Below are 15,797 nucleotides of genomic sequence, written 5' to 3' on the forward strand. Positions count from 1 at the left end.
CCATATCCAAAGAAAAAATCTTTACCTCTTTCAAAGAATCCGGAACCTTCCCGGCAACGATACTAAGAGCGAGACCTTCTACGATTGCTGTCTTTCCTACTCCTGCATCTCCCACAAAGATAGGATTATTTTTTCTTCGACGAGCCAGTATATGAATCGTTCTGTCAATTTCATCGGATCTACCCACGAGAGGGTCTAGTTTTCCGAGTCTCGCTCTTAGTATCGTTGCCGGGAAGGTTCCGGATTCTTTGAAAGAGGTAAAGATTTTTTCTTTGGATATGGGCTTGTTGCTCGCGGGTACTAAGTTTCGCGGAGAATTCGAAGAAAGACTAAAGAATGTGGTCAAGTCGATTAGCAAGGATCCGAATCATGTTCTGTTCGTCGACGAAATACATACGATTATCGGGGCTGGCGCAGTTTCCGGAGGTTCCTTAGACGCATCGAATTTATTAAAGCCAGCTCTCTCGAACGGTGAACTCAGATGTATTGGAACCACCACTTATAAAGAATACAAAGCGATCTTCGAAAAAGACCACGCTCTTTCTAGAAGATTTCAGAAAGTGGAAGTGATAGAGCCGACCGTACAAGAGACCATTCGGATCTTAAAAGGACTGGTTCCGAAATACGAATCTTTCCACAAGGTCAAGTATTCCGCTTCTTCGGTAGAAGAAGCAGCGAAGCTTGCAGATAGATACATTTTGGACAGAAAGCTTCCGGATAAAGCGATCGATTTGATCGACGAAGCGGGTGCAAAAGTAAAGATCCGCTCCAAGGCAAAGCAGAAAATCGTTACCGTAAAAGATATGGAAGATCTAGTATCAAAAATATCTAAAGTTCCAACTAGAACTGTAAAAGCGGACGATCGTGACAAACTAAAAGTCCTGGACGATGAACTAAAACAGAAGATCTACGGACAAGACAAGGCAGTGGACGAACTAGTACAGTCGATTCGTTTGTCCAGAAGCGGTCTCTCGGAGCAAGGCAAACCTGTAGGTAGTTTTCTTTTTGCAGGCCCCACTGGAGTGGGCAAAACAGAAGTTTCTAAACAACTTGCTTCCATTTTGGGAGTAGAGTTTATCCGCTTTGATATGAGCGAATATATGGAAAAGCACACCGTTTCAAGATTGATAGGTTCACCGCCCGGTTACGTCGGTTATGAGCAAGGCGGACAACTTACGGATGCAGTGATTCGCACTCCCCACTGCGTTCTCTTACTGGATGAAATAGAAAAGGCACACGAGGATATCTATAATATTCTGCTCCAGATCATGGACCACGCGACTCTTACGGATAATAACGGTCGCAAGGCGGACTTTAAGCAAGTGATCCTGATCATGACCACAAACACCGGCGCGAGGGAGAGGACATCCAATCCGTTGGGCTTCGAAAACACAGAAAAAGACGACCGTAGTCTAAAAGCGATAGAGAGACATTTTTCTCCCGAATTCCGAAATCGACTTACTGCGATTATAGAGTTCAATTCTCTGGATGAATTTGTAGTATCGAAAGTTGTCAAAAAGCAGCTGGATCTTTTGGAAGAAAGGTTGAAAGAAAAGAAAATCGTAATCCAATACGGAGACGAAGTTCTTCTATTTATCGCGAGGAAGTCCTACGATCCGAAATTCGGAGCGCGTCCAGTGCAAAGGTGGATCGATTCGAATATCTCCAAAAAATTGTCGGAGGAGATTTTATTCGGAGCGCTGAGGAATGGAGGAAGGGTGATCCTGACCGAAGAATCCGGAGAACTTGAATTAGCATATCATAATTAAAGACTAGAGCGAAAACATTTCGTGAATTCTAAAAACTTCAAACAAGCTCCAAGACTAGTATTTCTAGTCAGTATTCTCATTTTATTTCAGGTCCTCGGCTGTAGAGAACAGTTCCTTACGATCGAAGGAAGAGAGGTGCCAACCGAAAAGTTGGTACCTACCAAACAAGGAGTATCTGCTAGACAGCTTTATGCCGAGTCAAAAAAAATCATGATCGCAACGGATTCGGTGGAAGCCTCGCAAGCTGGTTTAGAAATTTTCCGGAAGGGCGGAAACACTGTAGATGTGATCGTCGCGGCTTCTTTTGCGGTTTCTGTGACTCGGCCTCAATCTACAGGAATCGGAGGCGGAGGGTTTTTACTCTACCATGACGCAAAGACAAGACGAACTTTTGCGTACGACTTTAGAGAGAGGGCGCCCAAGTCTGCGACCAGAGATATGTACAAGGGAAAGCCGAAAGAAGATTCTTTACTAGGGCTTAAATCAGTAGGAGTTCCTGGCACAGTCGCTGGTTTACTCAGAATTCATAAACAATTTGGAAAGCTTTCCTTGCCCGAAATTTTAGCTCCTTCGATCCGACTCGCAGAGTCCGGATTTCCTGTATACAGCGACTTGCAAGAGTCGATCCGGAAATCGGCAAAGGATATGAGCGATTCCATGAGAGAGATTTTTTTGCCAGAAGGAAGACTCCCGAATGTGGGGCAAATTCTGATCCAAAAAGATTTGGCAAAGGCTCTTAAATTGATAGCTCAGACCGGAGAAGCGGAATTCTATCACGGACAGATCGCGACCGCATTTGAAAAACAAATGAAAACTCAGGGCGGGGACATTTCCAAAGCAGATTTAGAAAATTATAAAGTGCGTGAGTCCAAGCCTCTCGAGATCCAGTACAGGGGATACACGATTCAAACTATGACTCCTCCTTCTTCGGGGATTCATATGCTTACCATGCTCAGAATGCTCGAGACCAAAGATTTAAAGGGGCTCTACGATTCTTCTCCTTCGGATTTTTATCATTTTCTTTCCGAAGTTATGAGGAGGGGATACGCAGATCGCGCTGTGATCGGAGGAGATCCTAGTTATACTAAGATTCCCACAGAGAAACTTTTATCCACTCAGTATGCAAAGGAAAAGATTAGCGACTTTAACGAGGAGTTTGCAACACCGAGTTCCACTTATTTGACCAGATTAAATCTAAGAGCGGAATCAGATCAGACCACGCATATTTCCGTGATCGATTCTTCCGGAAACGCCGTCTCCACTACTCAGTCTGTGAATTTTAGATTCGGTTCCGGAACGATTTTAGAAGGATACGGTTTTGTATTAAACGACACTATGGACGACTTCAGTCGTTCTCCTGGAGAACCGAACGTATACGGATTGATTGGAGCCGAAGCAAATTCGATCCAGCCAGGCAAGACTCCACTAAGTTCCATGTCTCCTACGATCGTACTAAAAGGTGGAGAATCTTATCTGGCCACTGGTGCGCCCGGTGGATCTTATATCGTAAATGCAGTACTGCAATCTATCGTTTTCAATATCGACCTTGGAGTTACTCTCTACGAATCCGTAGCAAGAGGAAGAGTGCACCACCAATTTTTTCCGGATGCTTTGTATTTGGAAGGTTCTGCGACGGATACTGCTACGTTTAACCAACTCAAGGCGAAGAAGCACGATACTAGAATTGGGCCCAACTTTGCGAAATTATTTTCGGTAAAAAGAGAAAATGGAACCTTGTACGGCGCTTCTGATCCAAGGGGAGATGGCGTTCCTTTGGGAGAATAAAATAAAATCGGAAGAAACTGATCAAAATCCGGGGGAAATAGTCCAATACAAGGAATAAAATCAATGAAACGAAGTGCACTGGAACAGATCTGTCCTAACCTGAGACATGCAGTAAAATCCAAACACGGATTAGAGAAAGAAAGTATGAGAGTGTCTTACGATGGGAACTTGTCTCAGAAGCCCCACCCAGAAACTCTAGGTTCCAGTTTGACGAACCATTACATAAAGACCGACTTTTCTGAACCTCAACTGGAATTCGCTACGAACCCTAGACCGAGAATAGAAGCGATCGTTAGAGAATTACAAGATTTGCATATATTCGCTTCTCGAAGAATGCAAGGAGAGTGGATCTGGCCTTTTAGTATGCCTCCGATTTTACCAAAGGACGAAGACCAAATTCCTTTGGCACAGTACGGAAGATCATTTTCGGGTAGTTGGAAAACTGCCTACCGACACGGATTAGGACTTCGTTATGGAAGAAAAATGCAGACGATCTCCGGTGTGCATTATAATTTCTCTTTTTCTAATTTATTTTTCCGGCAAATATTTGGCAAAGAAATCGCCAAGTTCGACAAGCAAGAGATCTCGGAAACTTATTTGAACGTAACCCGAAACTTTTTTAGGAAAGTTCAGGACGTTCTATATTTGACCGGAGCTACTCCTGCTTTTGACGAGACATTCTTGCCTGTTCCGGTGGATTTCCCTTTTTCTAGGTTTAAAAGTCACACGGTTTACGCACCTTTCGCGACCTCACTAAGAATGAGTGAGATCGGTTACACGAGCAAAGTGCAAGAAAAACTGAATATTCACTATAATTCATTGCTGGAATATATAGATGGTCTGTGCGCTGCTGTGAATACCGTCAATCCTGAATATGTGAAGTTTGGAGGGTTTCCAAGCCAGCTCAATCCAAATTACCTTCAGATAGAGAATGAGTTCTATTCGCCGGTTAGACCGAAACAAATACCTAAGAATGAAGAAAGGCCGATCGACGCATTACTGAATCGAGGAATACAGTATCTAGAAGTAAGATGCATAGATATCGAACCTGAGTCTCCTATGGGTGTGAGTAAAACCACTCTTGCTTATGTCCAAATGCTTTTGCTAGATTCTCTACTGCACGAAAGTCCCAAGATTGAGGAAAAAGAAAACCTTAGGATTCGAGAGAACACAAGAAGGATCATTTGGGAAGGCAGAAAGCCTGATGTAAAAATCCTGAATGAAGATGGATCCGAAATTGATTTCCGAAAGAGCGGAGAACGAAATACGATGGAACTGTTTCCGATCGCTGAAGAGTTGGATAGGCACACAGGGAAAAGTTTTTATTCAGACACGCTCAAACTAATGATGAGTCGGTGGGAAGATCCGAGCCGGACTCCTTCGGGAAAATTCTTAGGAAGGATTTTGGACGAAGGCTGGGAATTCAGAGATCTCGGAATGCATCTTGCTAAAGAAAATTTCAGAACCTTATCCCAAATGGAACTCACTCCTGGAAAATGGAACTCCTTCGAAAAAGAAGTGCAAAAATCGTTTCGGGATCTAGACCAAATCGAGAACCAAGAGAAGATCAAGAAAAACACTACCGCAAAGGTTTGCGATCATTGAAAATCCGCTTAGAAGCTTCCAAGCGATTTGATCCGAACCAGCCTATCTTAGAAGGCTTTGAAGATATGGAAATATCTTCTCAGATTGTAATTAGAGATGCACTGAATAGAGGGCTGGAAGTAGAAATCCTGGATCGGAAAAATCATTTTATACGAGTTCGGAACGGGAAAGAGTATAGGTTAATTAAAGAAGCTTCTAAAACAGATCTGGATTCATATATGACCTTTCTGATCATGGAGAATAAGATCGTCACCAAGCAGGTATTAGCCGAAAAAGGGATCGAGGTCCCGATCGGAACCAGCGTAAATAGCAAAGAAGAAGGAATCCAGTATTTCAGGGCCAATCCTTCTCTCCATTTAGTGGTAAAACCAACAACCACGAACTTCGGAATCGGGATCTCCATTTTGCCTCCGAATTCGAATCTAGAACTGGTCAGAAATTCACTAGATCTTGCGTTTGCACACGGGGAATCAGTTATCATTGAAGAGTTCGTACCTGGAAACGAATACAGATTTCTAGTGTTAGGCGAAGAGTGCGTAGCAGTTTGTAATCGGGTGCCTGCTAACGTATTAGGAGATGGAGTTTCCAGTGTCGGAAAATTGGTACAGCAAAAAAACTCGGACACAAGAAGGGGAGTTGGTCATGTGACTCCTTTAGAAAAAATTAAATTAGAAGAAACAGAGCTTGGAGTTTTGCATTCCCAGGGATTTTCCATCGAAAGCATTCCTAAAAAAGGGGAAACCGTCTTTTTACGTAAAAATTCAAATATCAGTACGGGTGGAGACAGCATTGATGTCACGGATATTGCTCACTCTTTTTACTGCCAAATGGCTGTAGAAGCAGCCAAGGCAGTAGGGGCGAAGATTTGCGGAGTAGATATTATCGTGCAGGACTTAGAGAAAAAGGGATCGTACAAGATACTAGAACTGAATTTTAACCCAGTGCTTTATATTCATAATTATCCATACCAAGGCAAGAATCGGGACGTAGGAAATAAAATCCTGGATCTGTTAGGTTTTTAAGTGTTCTAGGGGGTGCGTCCCCTTTTCTCCAAAATCCTTCGTAAATTCTGTCTTAAACTTCGAAGTTATAGATACCTAGTTAAAGCCACTACCTCCTTGACTTTTTACCATGTTGATCGTTTATAGAGACTCTATGCCCCAGCTTCTTTTTCGCTTAACATTTCGGCTTTTGGTCCTGGCTTTTGTGTCCGCTTTTTCCTCTGGGTGTTTTTTATATTATACGAGAATTAAACCTTCATCAGCAACCGCGAAGCCGAATTCAGATGTGATGCAGATCAGTTTAATCGAGGTAGGTAAATCATACTATGACTACTCGGATAACTCGATCGATTCGGAGAAACTCAGAAAAAACCTGGAGAAGATTAGAAATTTTGTAAACGATCCAGATGCAAGAGTGCAGATTCGGTACTCAATAGAAACTGAATGGGAAAGAAATATTAGTAGTTCGTCAGTTCTTTGGTTTCTCACATTAGGAATTTATCCGATGAGGGCCGAGCGGGAAACCGCAGTGAAATTTGATTTGTATGATCGCCTAGAAAGGAGAACTTTGAAGTCGTACTCCTACTCTTTGAAGTTTGTTTCCTTTTTTGGCTGGGTGCCAATGGCTTTTTCTCCGATCGCAGCGACTTCTTCTACACTAGGTATTACTCAGAGAATTTCAGCGGAGAAGGAAAAAATTCGTTCCGAGGAAAAAATTGCGGAGAATTTGAAAAATGATCTGCTAACAGATTATGAAAACCCAGCTTTTCAAAAAATCCTGAGTTCTAAGGAAAGAATTGCTCGATCTACGGTCGCAGTGTTGTCGTTTAGCGGAGAATCAGGTGAAAAAGTTACTCACAGTTTGGCGTCTTCTTTGATCGAAAAAAGAATGCACCTGGTTGAGAGGAGCAGCGCAGAAATTCAGAAGATACTCAATAGCCAAATCTTTGAAAACTCGGGCATTATTGCCAATCCCACCGAACTTGGTAAATTACTAAAAGCGAATATACTGGTTTCTGGGAATGTAGAAAAAATTCAAGGAAGTGGTCTAAAAGTAAACTTTGCGGTTCACGAGACCCAATCCGGTGAAATACTTTGGAAAGATTCCGAAGATGCTTATTGCTCAGATAAGTATTGCATTGATCAAATAGTTAAGCGGATTAGTGAGAGTATTGCGGCGAAGGTAATGACAAGATAGCCGATTTTTTGGAACGAGTTAGGGTTAAAAACGTTTAAGCGATTTTGCGGTTTTTTACGTAATCCACGATGCCTCTAGATTCGTACATCATGGTGTCTCCATCGACTAAGAATGGAACTTGGCTTAGACCGCCGAGACGAATGACTTCTTCTCGGCCGATCGTGCCTCTGCTAGCTTCTACCAATTCATAGTCCTTACCTTCTACCAAACCCATTTTGGAAAATTCTTCCCTCACATAGGTGCAATAGGGGCAAGACCAGAAATGGTAAAGCTTCATCATTTAGAGGGAACTCCTAATTTCTTTTGAAGATCGCCTGTTTTTGCCATTTCCACAACGATATCGTGTCCGCCGATAAATTCTCCGTCTATATAAAGCTGAGGAATGGTTGGCCAGTTCGCATAATCTTTGATTCCTTGGCGAATATCAGGATCGGATAGTACATTAAAAGATCCGAATTGAGTTCCCAAGCTTCTCAAAACGTTAGAAACTCCCGCAGAAAATCCGCATTGAGGAGCTTCCGGAGTACCTTTCATAAAAAGGAATACTCTGTTTTCCTTAATCATTCCTTCTATTTTATCCTTCATTGCTTGTTCCATTTTAGATTCCTCTTTTTTCAATGCCCTATTTAATTAGGAAGCTCGAGTTTCCAGTGCGAGTGCATGAACTTCTTCTTTCAATTCCTCTTCCAATGTCGAATACACCATTCTGTGCTGTTCCAAAATCGATTTTCCTGCAAATCCCTCGTATTTAACAACTGCCTTTATATGAACTCCATCATGATACGGGTCCAAAATTGTAACGTCTGCTCCAGGTAATCCGGCTGCAATTTTTTGTCGAATTTGCTCTATCGTCATTCATCTAACTCTTAGACATTTCTTCAACTACTAGCGTTTTAAGAGTTCGATTCTCGAACAACTATTTTTCTCAAGCAGCTTCGGTTCGTAACTCTAAAGCGTGAATTCCGGATGCACTGATGAATTCTTTTAACAAATTAAACACTTTTCTGTGCTGAGTTAATAAATCCAGATTAGAAAAATGCCTAGACCGGATAAAAATCCGAATATGCGTGCCGGACGGAAGCGAATCAGGATTTCCCGTATGACCAGCGTGTTCCGCCGAAAAATCATGAATTTCTAATATTTCTGGTTCAAATTCCCTTTCCAAGAGGGATCGCAACGCATTCTCAATTTCAGGCACGGATTCCTACTCCTTTGTTTAAGAGTACCACAGAAAGTATAAAAATGAAAACTGTTCCCGTTCCCAAAAAGCATAAAGCTAAGGCCGGATCTATATCGCTCACTCCTAAAAACCCGAATCGGAACGCGTTTACCATATATAGGATAGGGTTGAATTTAGAGAGCATTTGCCAGGGCATCGGGAGCATCTGAATCGAATAAAAGATTCCGCCTAGGTAGGTTAGCGGGGTCAGTATGAATGTAGGAATAATTGTAACATCATCGAATTTCTTGGCAAAGAGTGCGTTCAAAAAGCCCCCGAGTGAAAATAACATGGCGGATAGAACGACTGTCAACATCACAGTGCCTATGCTATATAGCTCCAACTTGGTAAAAAATAGAGAAATGAAAGTTACGATGATACCGACTAGAATCCCGCGGATTACCCCTCCCACTGAATAACCTAAAACGATCAAGTAAGCAGGAGTCGGGGAGACTAACACTTCCTCTATATTCTTCTGAAATTTTGCTCCGAAAAAAGAAGAGACTACGTTCGTGTATGCGTTCAAAATCACGGACATCATTACCAATCCGGGAACGATGAATTGAATGTAGGTATGTCCTCCGATGTCCCCAATTTGGGATCCTACTAATTTTCCAAAAATCAAAAAGTAGAGTGAAATCGTGATACCGGGAGGAATCAATGTTTGTATCCAAATTCTTAAGATTCGAACTGATTCTTTTCGGATTATCGTTAAAAAAGCGTTGTACTGTTCCCTTGCGTTCAAGATTTTTTCTCCACCATTTTTAGAAACAGCTCTTCCAGACGATTCGCTTTATTTCTCATACTAGTGATTCGAATTCCGTTTTCGTCGAGTAGTTGGAAAAGGTCGTTCAAAGAATGACTTTTATTGATTTCTACTTCTAAGGTCAGTTCGTCTATTTTATTCAGTTGGAATCCGTTTAGATAAGGAACCTCTTTGAGCGGTGTATGCAAATCTAATACGAATGTTTCCGTATGAAGAGTCACGAGCAGTTCCTTCATGCTTGTATTCTGAATGATCTCGCCTTTGTCGATAATCGCAATCTTCTTGCAGAGATTTTCTGCCTCTTCCAAATAGTGAGTCGTAAGTATAATTGTTACGCCGGAGGAATTTAGTTTTACCAAAAATTCCCAGAGGGACCTCCTCAACTCTATGTCTACTCCAGCAGTCGGTTCATCCAGAATCAGAATTCTAGGATTGTGTACTAATGCTCGTGCGATCATCAATCTGCGTTTTAGTCCTCCGGAAAGTTTTCCCGCGGATTCTTTTCTTCTTTCATAAAGTCCTAATTGTTGCAGATACACTCCTGCTCTTTCGGTGGCTAGTTTTTTACTCAAACCGTAGTAACCTCCTTGGTTCACTACGATCTGTTCTACTTTTTCGAAAATATTGAAATTGAACTCTTGCGGAACCACTCCTAAATACGATTTGGCGATTGCTAACTGAGTATCTAAGTTTGCTCCTAAAATTTCCACGTGTCCGGAAGTTTTGTTTACTAGAGAACTTAGGATGCCTATGACCGTGGATTTTCCGGCACCGTTTGGTCCTAAAAGTGCAAAGAAATCGCCTTCCTCTACGGTTAAATTGATTCCTTTAAGCGCTTGGTTTCCACCAGCGTACACTTTTGTGAGATTTTCTATAACTAAGGCTTTCCCCATTCTTAAGAATGATTTCTCCTATCAATTTTTCGTAAACGATTCAGATTCCGAATTCTATTCCATTTATTGAATGTACTTCCTAAAGCCATTATACGGACATTTTGCGCTAAATGCCTAAAATCTCCCTGGCCTTTCTCGCCGCATTTCTGGCGATTTCGGGTAGTGCAGGGTGAACATAAATCATCTTCAATAGATCGTCCAAGCTTCCGTTCATGGTCATTAGTAAAATGAAAAGATGGATGAGATTCGAAGCCTCGTCACCTAGGATGTGCGCACCCAAGATCTTTCTGGATTTTCTTTCGACTAGAATTTTCACGATTCCGTCTTTCGAAAGCCGAGCCATTCCGGTCGCGCTCGAGGAATACGGATTGATTGCAGAAATATAATCTACTCCTTCTTGTAAAAGCTCCTTCTCTGTTTTCCCCACCGATCCCACTTGTGGGTGAGTGAATACCGCATGTGGAACCGGAGGATACACGATCGGAATTTTCTTCTGATCTACATATAATGATTGGAATAGAAACTCGCCTTCAAAGTTCACGGAATGCCTAAAAAAGTATCTTCCGATAATGTCGCCCAATGCATAGACTCCGGTCGCGGAAGTCTCTAAATACTCGTTCACTTTGATATAGCCGTGTGCATCGGTTTGGATCCCTGCTTTTTCTAAGTCGAGCCAATCAGAATTAGGTCGGATTCCGGTGGCTACCAAAAGCGCGCTCGCGGTAAGAGAGAATTCCTTTCCTTCTTGCAATGCACTTACATGAAATTTCCCATCTTGGTAGTTTACATTTAGAATTTGTGTCCGCAGTCGAACGTCTTGAGATTTAGAAAAACTTTTTTCGAAGCTGTCCACGATATCCTGGTCCTCGTTGGAAAGCATACGATTTCGGACTAAAAAAGTAGTTTTGGATCCGAAAGCTGAATAAGCAAATCCGAGTTCTAGAGCAATGTAACCGCCTCCGATTACGATCAGAGAATCCGGAAGTTCTGTTCGCCTCAGTGCCTCTCGGCTAGTCATGTATGGAGTTCCTTCCAGCCCTGGAATATGTGGAATTCTTGGCCTAGCACCGGCAGCGATAAAGATTCGATCTGCGGTTAGCAGTTCCGTCCCGACTTGTACGGTCTTTTTATCTACAAATCTAGCCTCTGCATGATAAAAGTCGATGTTCGGATTTTTTTCATAAGCCGGCTCTATGCTGTCAGAATCTGCGTCTACGGTGGCGGAAATTCTTTCCGTCAATTCTCGGAAGCGAACTTTGAAGTCTTGCTGGACCTCCAACTGAAATCGATTCGAGTCTTTGAGCGAGGCGAGAATCTCAGCGGGATAGATGAGCATTTTAGAAGGGATGCAACCCCGGTTCAGGCAAGTGCCTCCCAGTCTATCCTTTTCAATGATTGCAACTTTGTAGCCTAGCTTGGAGGGAGGAGTGACTAACTTTGTGCCACCCCCGGAACCTATAACAATGATATCGTACTTCTTCATTCGAAAAATTTAGATCCGAGATTCTATTTTGTGAGTTTAGACGGATCGAAACTTAGATTCGGTCGAGGGTACGAATTGTAAATGAATGTTTGCTTTTGGGGCCAGTTTGGAACCGGCAGATTACCAACGATCCCTGAGTTCTCTGAGAGAAAGGAAAAGGGATTTTCGGTCGGAAGGTAATTCAGGATTTTGGGCCTTCCTTCGAACCGAGGAAATTAACTGTGCAGTCGGTTCGAAGCATAGAAAGAACGGATTGTAAGTGCGTTCTTCCCCGAAGGTCGCCGTGATAAATTCTCGATCCTGGGAGAGCGACTCTGCGTTTTCTAAAGCCAACCTTGTGGAATCATTACTAGGATCCAGATCAAAGCTGAACCTTAAGTTATTCTTTAAATAGTCATGGCCCGGGTAGAGAAGTACCTGATCCGAAAGAGGTTGAAAGATTTGAGAGACCGTCTCGAAGAGAGAAGTGGGATCTCCTCCATTTTTGCAGTTTCCAACTCCGCAGTTAAAAATCGTATCTCCCGAAAATACAGCGACAGGAATTTCGTATTCGATCTGCAAAAGGCAGATATGAGCGAATGTGTGTCCCGGAGTATCGAGGATTCGCAAATAGTTTAACTGGTCCGAGGATTCTAGTATCCTTTCTGAATTGGAAACCGAGCGAGTCGCAAATGGCACGACCCTATGTGCATTTTTATGAGTCAGTACTTCCGGACTAAACTCCTTGTATAGTCCTTCGTTTCCTCTGGTATGATCCCCATGCTCGTGGGTATTTACTATGATTTGTAAGGACCAACCTTTTTGTTTGAGAACCCGAATCACTTGTTCTGAGTCATAAGGGTCTATACAGAGAGTTTGGCTTGTCGAGCTTTCGTGGACTAAATAGGTAAAATTTCTGAGAGGACTATTGGTATAGATACGAACGATCTCTTGCAAGAGATACCTAGCTGATGATGTCTAGATGCTTGTCTAGATTCGCGATTCTAAGAATCGTCATTACGTCTCTGCTTAGGTTTCTGAGTTTTAGGCTTCCGTGCCTTTCCGTAACGTACTTTTGGGTATTAAAGATTGCGCCAATTCCAGAAGAGTCTAAATACACATCTCCTTCAAAGTCTAGAATGATATTCTTATGACCTTGGTCGAAATAACGAATGATAAGCTCCTTCAATGCAAACGCATTTTTTAGGCTTACATTTCCCTGAATTCGAACTATACATGCTCCGTCTTCTAAGGCCACTTCTGTCTGAAATCCTTCCAATAGGTATCGGCTCCAAATGTATGCTTTTATATGACAGTCTTAGGGGTTGATTCACTACTTCTTATTTATCGCAAGAGGGAAAAATTTAGCCAGAATTTTGGCCAAAAACCCCCTAAAAAGTTAAATGTAAGGAACTCTTAGGTAAACTCTTTTTTAAAAGGTAACCCTTGGAAATCCCAATTGCAAACTTTCGGAAATGGCTGGAAAATTCTAGGCATATGTAAGAATTGTCTGGAGTCATTTTACGATGTCCTTCTCTAAAAAAACTGCCGATAGAAGGAATACCTATGCGAATTAAGTTCTGGGGTGTTCGAGGTTCTATTTCTTCTCCCGTCAAAGGAGATTTAATAAGATCTAAAATTCTTAAGATTCTAAGTCTAGCTTCTCCTTCCGATTTGCAAAGTCCGGAAGCGATCGAAGATTTCCTGGATTCCTTGGCGCTTTCTAACTGGAGTACGTACGGGGGAAATACTACCTGTATCGAGATTCGGGACAAGGAAGACCATTTAGTCATTGTGGATGGCGGTACAGGTCTAAGAGAGCTTGGAAATTCTATCCTGCACGAAGGCTATTTGCAGGGGCAGGGAAGCGCGGTCTGGATTTTCACTCACACGCATTGGGACCATATCCAAGGAATTCCTTTCTTTATCCCATTGTATACTCCGGGAAACAAATTCGAAATGCTTAGCTCCGTGGAGAATCTGGAGCAGAGATTGAGATACCAGCATACATTTACACACTTTCCGGTTCCGTTTGAAGGCTTCCGGGCAGAAAAAACATTTAAGCACGTGCCAGAAGGCAGGGCTTTTAGAGTAACCGACTCGATCACTGCGATTTCTAAAGCGGTCCGTCACCCCGGTGGAAGTTTTTCGTATCGATTTGAAGAAGACGGTAAGTCATTGATCTTCGCTTCCGATGCTGAGTTCAACCTGGATGAGATGGAAAATATCGAGGACTATCTGAATTATTTCCGCGGAGCAGATTTATTGGTGTTCGATACACAGTACACTTTTGAGGAATCTTTGCAAAAGATCGACTGGGGACACAGCACGGCTTCCATGGCGACAGACATCGCGCTCCGAGCAAATGTTAAAAAACTTGTAATGTTCCACCATGATCCTTCCTATGATGACGAAAAGTTGGACGCAGTGTATTTACGGGCCATCAAATACAAAGAAATGTTCGACCCGGACAACCAACTTGAAATTATTATGGCCAGAGAAGGACTAGAAATCCAAGTTTAACTCTTCTAGGATCCGGTTTAGGGTCCAGCTCTTTCGACAAACTGAAAATAGACGGAGAAATCTGTATGAGCGAATATATCATCGGGATCGATGCCGGTACGACTGGAATTCGTACGTATTGTTTCAATAAAGCGGGTGGAGTGATTTCCAGCGCGTATTCAGAATTCAAACAATACTATCCAAAGCCTGGATGGGTGGAACACGATCCGGAAGAGATTTGGTCCAAGACCGAAAAATTAATTCTAAAAGCGATCCGTATCGGAAAGCTGAAACCGGAGAAGGCAGTTGCCATCGGAATCACAAACCAAAGAGAAACCACCGTACTCTTCGAAAAAGATACCGGGAAGCCCGTCTATAACGCGATCGTATGGCAATGCAGACGTACCTCCGAGTATTGCACTAGTTTAAAAAAAGAAGGATTGGAACCTGTTTTTAGAAATAAGACAGGACTTGTAATGGATGCGTACTTCAGCGGAACTAAAATTCGCTGGATCCTAGAGAACGTAAAGGGCGTAAGAGCGAAAGCAGAAAAGGGAAAAGTTCTCTTTGGAACGATAGATACCTATTTGTTATTTCGTTTAACAAATGGAAAGACTCATAAAACGGATCATACGAATGCAAGTCGTACCTTGATCTACAATATCGAAAAAAAGGACTGGGATAAGGAACTCTTAAAGATACTCGACATACCCGAGGCAGCCCTCCCAGAAGCACACAATTCCAGCAATCTATTTGGTCGCACAGAAGGTGTCAAAGGATTGCCGGATGGGATTCCGATTTCTTCCCTAGTCGGGGACCAACAGGGTGCATTATTCGGACAGCTTTGCACGGAACCCGGAGAAGCAAAGAATACCTATGGCACAGGTTGCTTTCTGCTATTCAATACCGGAAATAAAATGCAGATCTCCAAGAACAATCTGATCACCACTCTGGCCTGCGGTCCGGAAGGTAAAACGGTGTATTGTCTGGAAGGTTCCATATTTATCGGAGGCGCTGTAGTACAGTACCTACGAGACAATTTAAGATTTTTTAAAGAATCTAAGCTCTCTGAGAAGCTGGCTTCTTCCGTCAAGAAAGAGGATGATGTTGTTTTTGTTCCGGCATTCTCGGGTTTAGGAGCTCCTTATTGGGACATGAACGCTAGAGGTGCTATCTTAGGTCTGACTAGAGATACGACTCAAGAGCAAATTACTCGGGCAGCACTCAAATCTATCGCCTTACAATCCTACGAACTAGTAGAGGCGATGGAGAACGACACGGGATCCAAATTAAAACTTTTGAAAGTGGATGGAGGTGCGACTTCCAATAACTGGCTTATGCAATACCAAGCAGATATTCTTGGAAAGAAAGTGGTCCGTCCATCGAACGTGGACACTACTGTGTTAGGTGCTGCTTATCTCGCCGGTCTGGAAAGAGGATTCTATTCTTCGGTTGCCGACTTAAAGAAAAAGCTAAAGGTAAGTAAAGAATTCACACCGAACATGAACCAAGCCACCAGAGAAAAGGAAATCAAAGTCTGGAAGTCCGCTGTGAAAAGGATCTTAACCGAAGGTTGATTCTTTCCGAGTGATTGCGG

The 15,797-nt window shown here is 42.6% G+C and carries 15 protein-coding genes and 2 pseudogenes; 7 read left to right on the forward strand and 10 right to left on the reverse strand.

The window, feature by feature from the left end; translation table 11 throughout:
* Positions 1-217 (reverse strand): annotated as a pseudogene (locus tag CH373_RS14870) (ATP-dependent Clp protease ATP-binding subunit ClpA); the annotation flags it as partial.
* On the opposite strand from CH373_RS14870, the pseudogene CH373_RS14875 reads away from it, so the two are divergent.
* The 5 genes and pseudogenes from CH373_RS14875 to CH373_RS14895 all read left to right on the forward strand — a co-directional run.
* Positions 210-1,769 (forward strand): annotated as a pseudogene (locus tag CH373_RS14875) (AAA family ATPase); the annotation flags it as partial. The pseudogenes CH373_RS14870 and CH373_RS14875 overlap by 8 nt on opposite strands.
* 21 nt (positions 1,770-1,790) lie before the next feature.
* On the forward strand, positions 1,791-3,554 hold the full coding sequence (ggt, locus tag CH373_RS14880; RefSeq protein WP_100714942.1) for a gamma-glutamyltransferase: 1,764 nt from the start codon (positions 1,791-1,793) through the stop codon (positions 3,552-3,554).
* A 63-nt stretch (positions 3,555-3,617) separates the two neighbouring features.
* Positions 3,618-5,159, forward strand: coding sequence for a glutamate--cysteine ligase (gshA, locus tag CH373_RS14885; RefSeq protein ID WP_100714943.1), 1,542 nt, complete (start codon positions 3,618-3,620; stop codon positions 5,157-5,159).
* Positions 5,147-6,181: a bifunctional glutamate--cysteine ligase GshA/glutathione synthetase GshB gene (gshAB, locus tag CH373_RS14890; RefSeq protein ID WP_165778847.1), complete on the forward strand. Its 1,035-nt coding sequence runs from the start codon at positions 5,147-5,149 to the stop codon at positions 6,179-6,181. The genes gshA and gshAB overlap by 13 nt, the downstream gene beginning before the upstream one ends.
* 133 nt (positions 6,182-6,314) lie before the next feature.
* Positions 6,315-7,358, forward strand: coding sequence for a hypothetical protein (locus tag CH373_RS14895; protein WP_100714945.1), 1,044 nt, complete (start codon positions 6,315-6,317; stop codon positions 7,356-7,358).
* Positions 7,359-7,392: 34 nt separating this feature from the next.
* Here CH373_RS14895 and CH373_RS14900 read toward each other — a convergent pair whose 3' ends face one another.
* The 9 genes from CH373_RS14900 to CH373_RS14940 form a co-directional block, all read right to left on the reverse strand.
* Positions 7,393-7,635, reverse strand: coding sequence for a glutathione S-transferase N-terminal domain-containing protein (locus CH373_RS14900; RefSeq protein WP_100714978.1), 243 nt, complete (start codon positions 7,633-7,635; stop codon positions 7,393-7,395).
* Entirely contained in the window at positions 7,635-7,955 is a 321-nt protein-coding gene (gene grxD, locus CH373_RS14905) for a Grx4 family monothiol glutaredoxin (protein ID WP_100714979.1), read from the reverse strand. The genes CH373_RS14900 and grxD overlap by 1 nt, the downstream gene beginning before the upstream one ends.
* Before the next feature lie 33 nt (positions 7,956-7,988).
* Positions 7,989-8,213: a BolA/IbaG family iron-sulfur metabolism protein gene (locus CH373_RS14910; RefSeq protein WP_100714946.1), complete on the reverse strand. Its 225-nt coding sequence runs from the start codon at positions 8,211-8,213 to the stop codon at positions 7,989-7,991.
* Between the two features lie 70 nt (positions 8,214-8,283).
* A complete protein-coding gene (locus tag CH373_RS14915) occupies positions 8,284-8,556 on the reverse strand; it encodes a BolA family protein (RefSeq protein ID WP_423789803.1) in 273 nt (90 codons plus the stop codon).
* Entirely contained in the window at positions 8,549-9,322 is a 774-nt protein-coding gene (locus CH373_RS14920) for an ABC transporter permease (protein ID WP_100714947.1), read from the reverse strand. Before CH373_RS14920 ends, CH373_RS14915 begins: the two co-directional genes overlap by 8 nt.
* Positions 9,319-10,236: an ABC transporter ATP-binding protein gene (locus CH373_RS14925; RefSeq protein ID WP_100714948.1), complete on the reverse strand. Its 918-nt coding sequence runs from the start codon at positions 10,234-10,236 to the stop codon at positions 9,319-9,321. The genes CH373_RS14920 and CH373_RS14925 overlap by 4 nt, the downstream gene beginning before the upstream one ends.
* 106 nt (positions 10,237-10,342) lie before the next feature.
* Positions 10,343-11,719: a dihydrolipoyl dehydrogenase gene (locus tag CH373_RS14930; RefSeq protein ID WP_100714949.1), complete on the reverse strand. Its 1,377-nt coding sequence runs from the start codon at positions 11,717-11,719 to the stop codon at positions 10,343-10,345.
* Between the two features lie 120 nt (positions 11,720-11,839).
* Positions 11,840-12,655, reverse strand: a complete 816-nt coding sequence (locus tag CH373_RS14935) for a hydroxyacylglutathione hydrolase family protein (protein ID WP_100714950.1) — start codon at positions 12,653-12,655, stop codon at positions 11,840-11,842.
* 7 nt (positions 12,656-12,662) lie between these two features.
* The gene (locus CH373_RS14940; protein WP_100714951.1) at positions 12,663-12,977 is read right to left on the reverse strand and encodes an STAS domain-containing protein; all 315 of its coding nucleotides are present in this window, start codon (positions 12,975-12,977) and stop codon (positions 12,663-12,665) included.
* 287 nt (positions 12,978-13,264) lie between these two features.
* On the opposite strand from CH373_RS14940, the gene CH373_RS14945 reads away from it, so the two are divergent.
* The gene (locus tag CH373_RS14945; RefSeq protein ID WP_100714952.1) at positions 13,265-14,221 is read left to right on the forward strand and encodes an MBL fold metallo-hydrolase; all 957 of its coding nucleotides are present in this window, start codon (positions 13,265-13,267) and stop codon (positions 14,219-14,221) included.
* Between the two features lie 65 nt (positions 14,222-14,286).
* Positions 14,287-15,777, forward strand: a complete 1,491-nt coding sequence (gene glpK / locus CH373_RS14950; RefSeq protein ID WP_100714953.1) for a glycerol kinase GlpK — start codon at positions 14,287-14,289, stop codon at positions 15,775-15,777.
* Positions 15,778-15,797: the final 20 nt, after the last annotated feature.

This window comes from Leptospira perolatii (genome assembly GCF_002811875.1).
Lineage (GTDB): Bacteria > Spirochaetota > Leptospiria > Leptospirales > Leptospiraceae > Leptospira_B > Leptospira_B perolatii.

Excerpts from the sequence above, each read along its gene's own strand:
- gshA (WP_100714943.1), top strand. The coding sequence starts at position 3,618 with ATGAAACGAAGTGCACTGGAACAGATCTGTCCTAACCTGAGACATGCA.
- CH373_RS14895 (WP_100714945.1), top strand. The coding sequence starts at position 6,315 with ATGCCCCAGCTTCTTTTTCGCTTAACATTTCGGCTTTTGGTCCTGGCT.
- CH373_RS14900 (WP_100714978.1), bottom strand. The coding sequence starts at position 7,635 with ATGAAGCTTTACCATTTCTGGTCTTGCCCCTATTGCACCTATGTGAGG.
- grxD (WP_100714979.1), bottom strand. The coding sequence starts at position 7,955 with ATGGAACAAGCAATGAAGGATAAAATAGAAGGAATGATTAAGGAAAAC.
- CH373_RS14910 (WP_100714946.1), bottom strand. The coding sequence starts at position 8,213 with ATGACGATAGAGCAAATTCGACAAAAAATTGCAGCCGGATTACCTGGA.
- CH373_RS14925 (WP_100714948.1), bottom strand. The coding sequence starts at position 10,236 with ATGGGGAAAGCCTTAGTTATAGAAAATCTCACAAAAGTGTACGCTGGT.
- CH373_RS14930 (WP_100714949.1), bottom strand. The coding sequence starts at position 11,719 with ATGAAGAAGTACGATATCATTGTTATAGGTTCCGGGGGTGGCACAAAG.
- CH373_RS14945 (WP_100714952.1), top strand. The coding sequence starts at position 13,265 with ATGCGAATTAAGTTCTGGGGTGTTCGAGGTTCTATTTCTTCTCCCGTC.
- glpK (WP_100714953.1), top strand. The coding sequence starts at position 14,287 with ATGAGCGAATATATCATCGGGATCGATGCCGGTACGACTGGAATTCGT.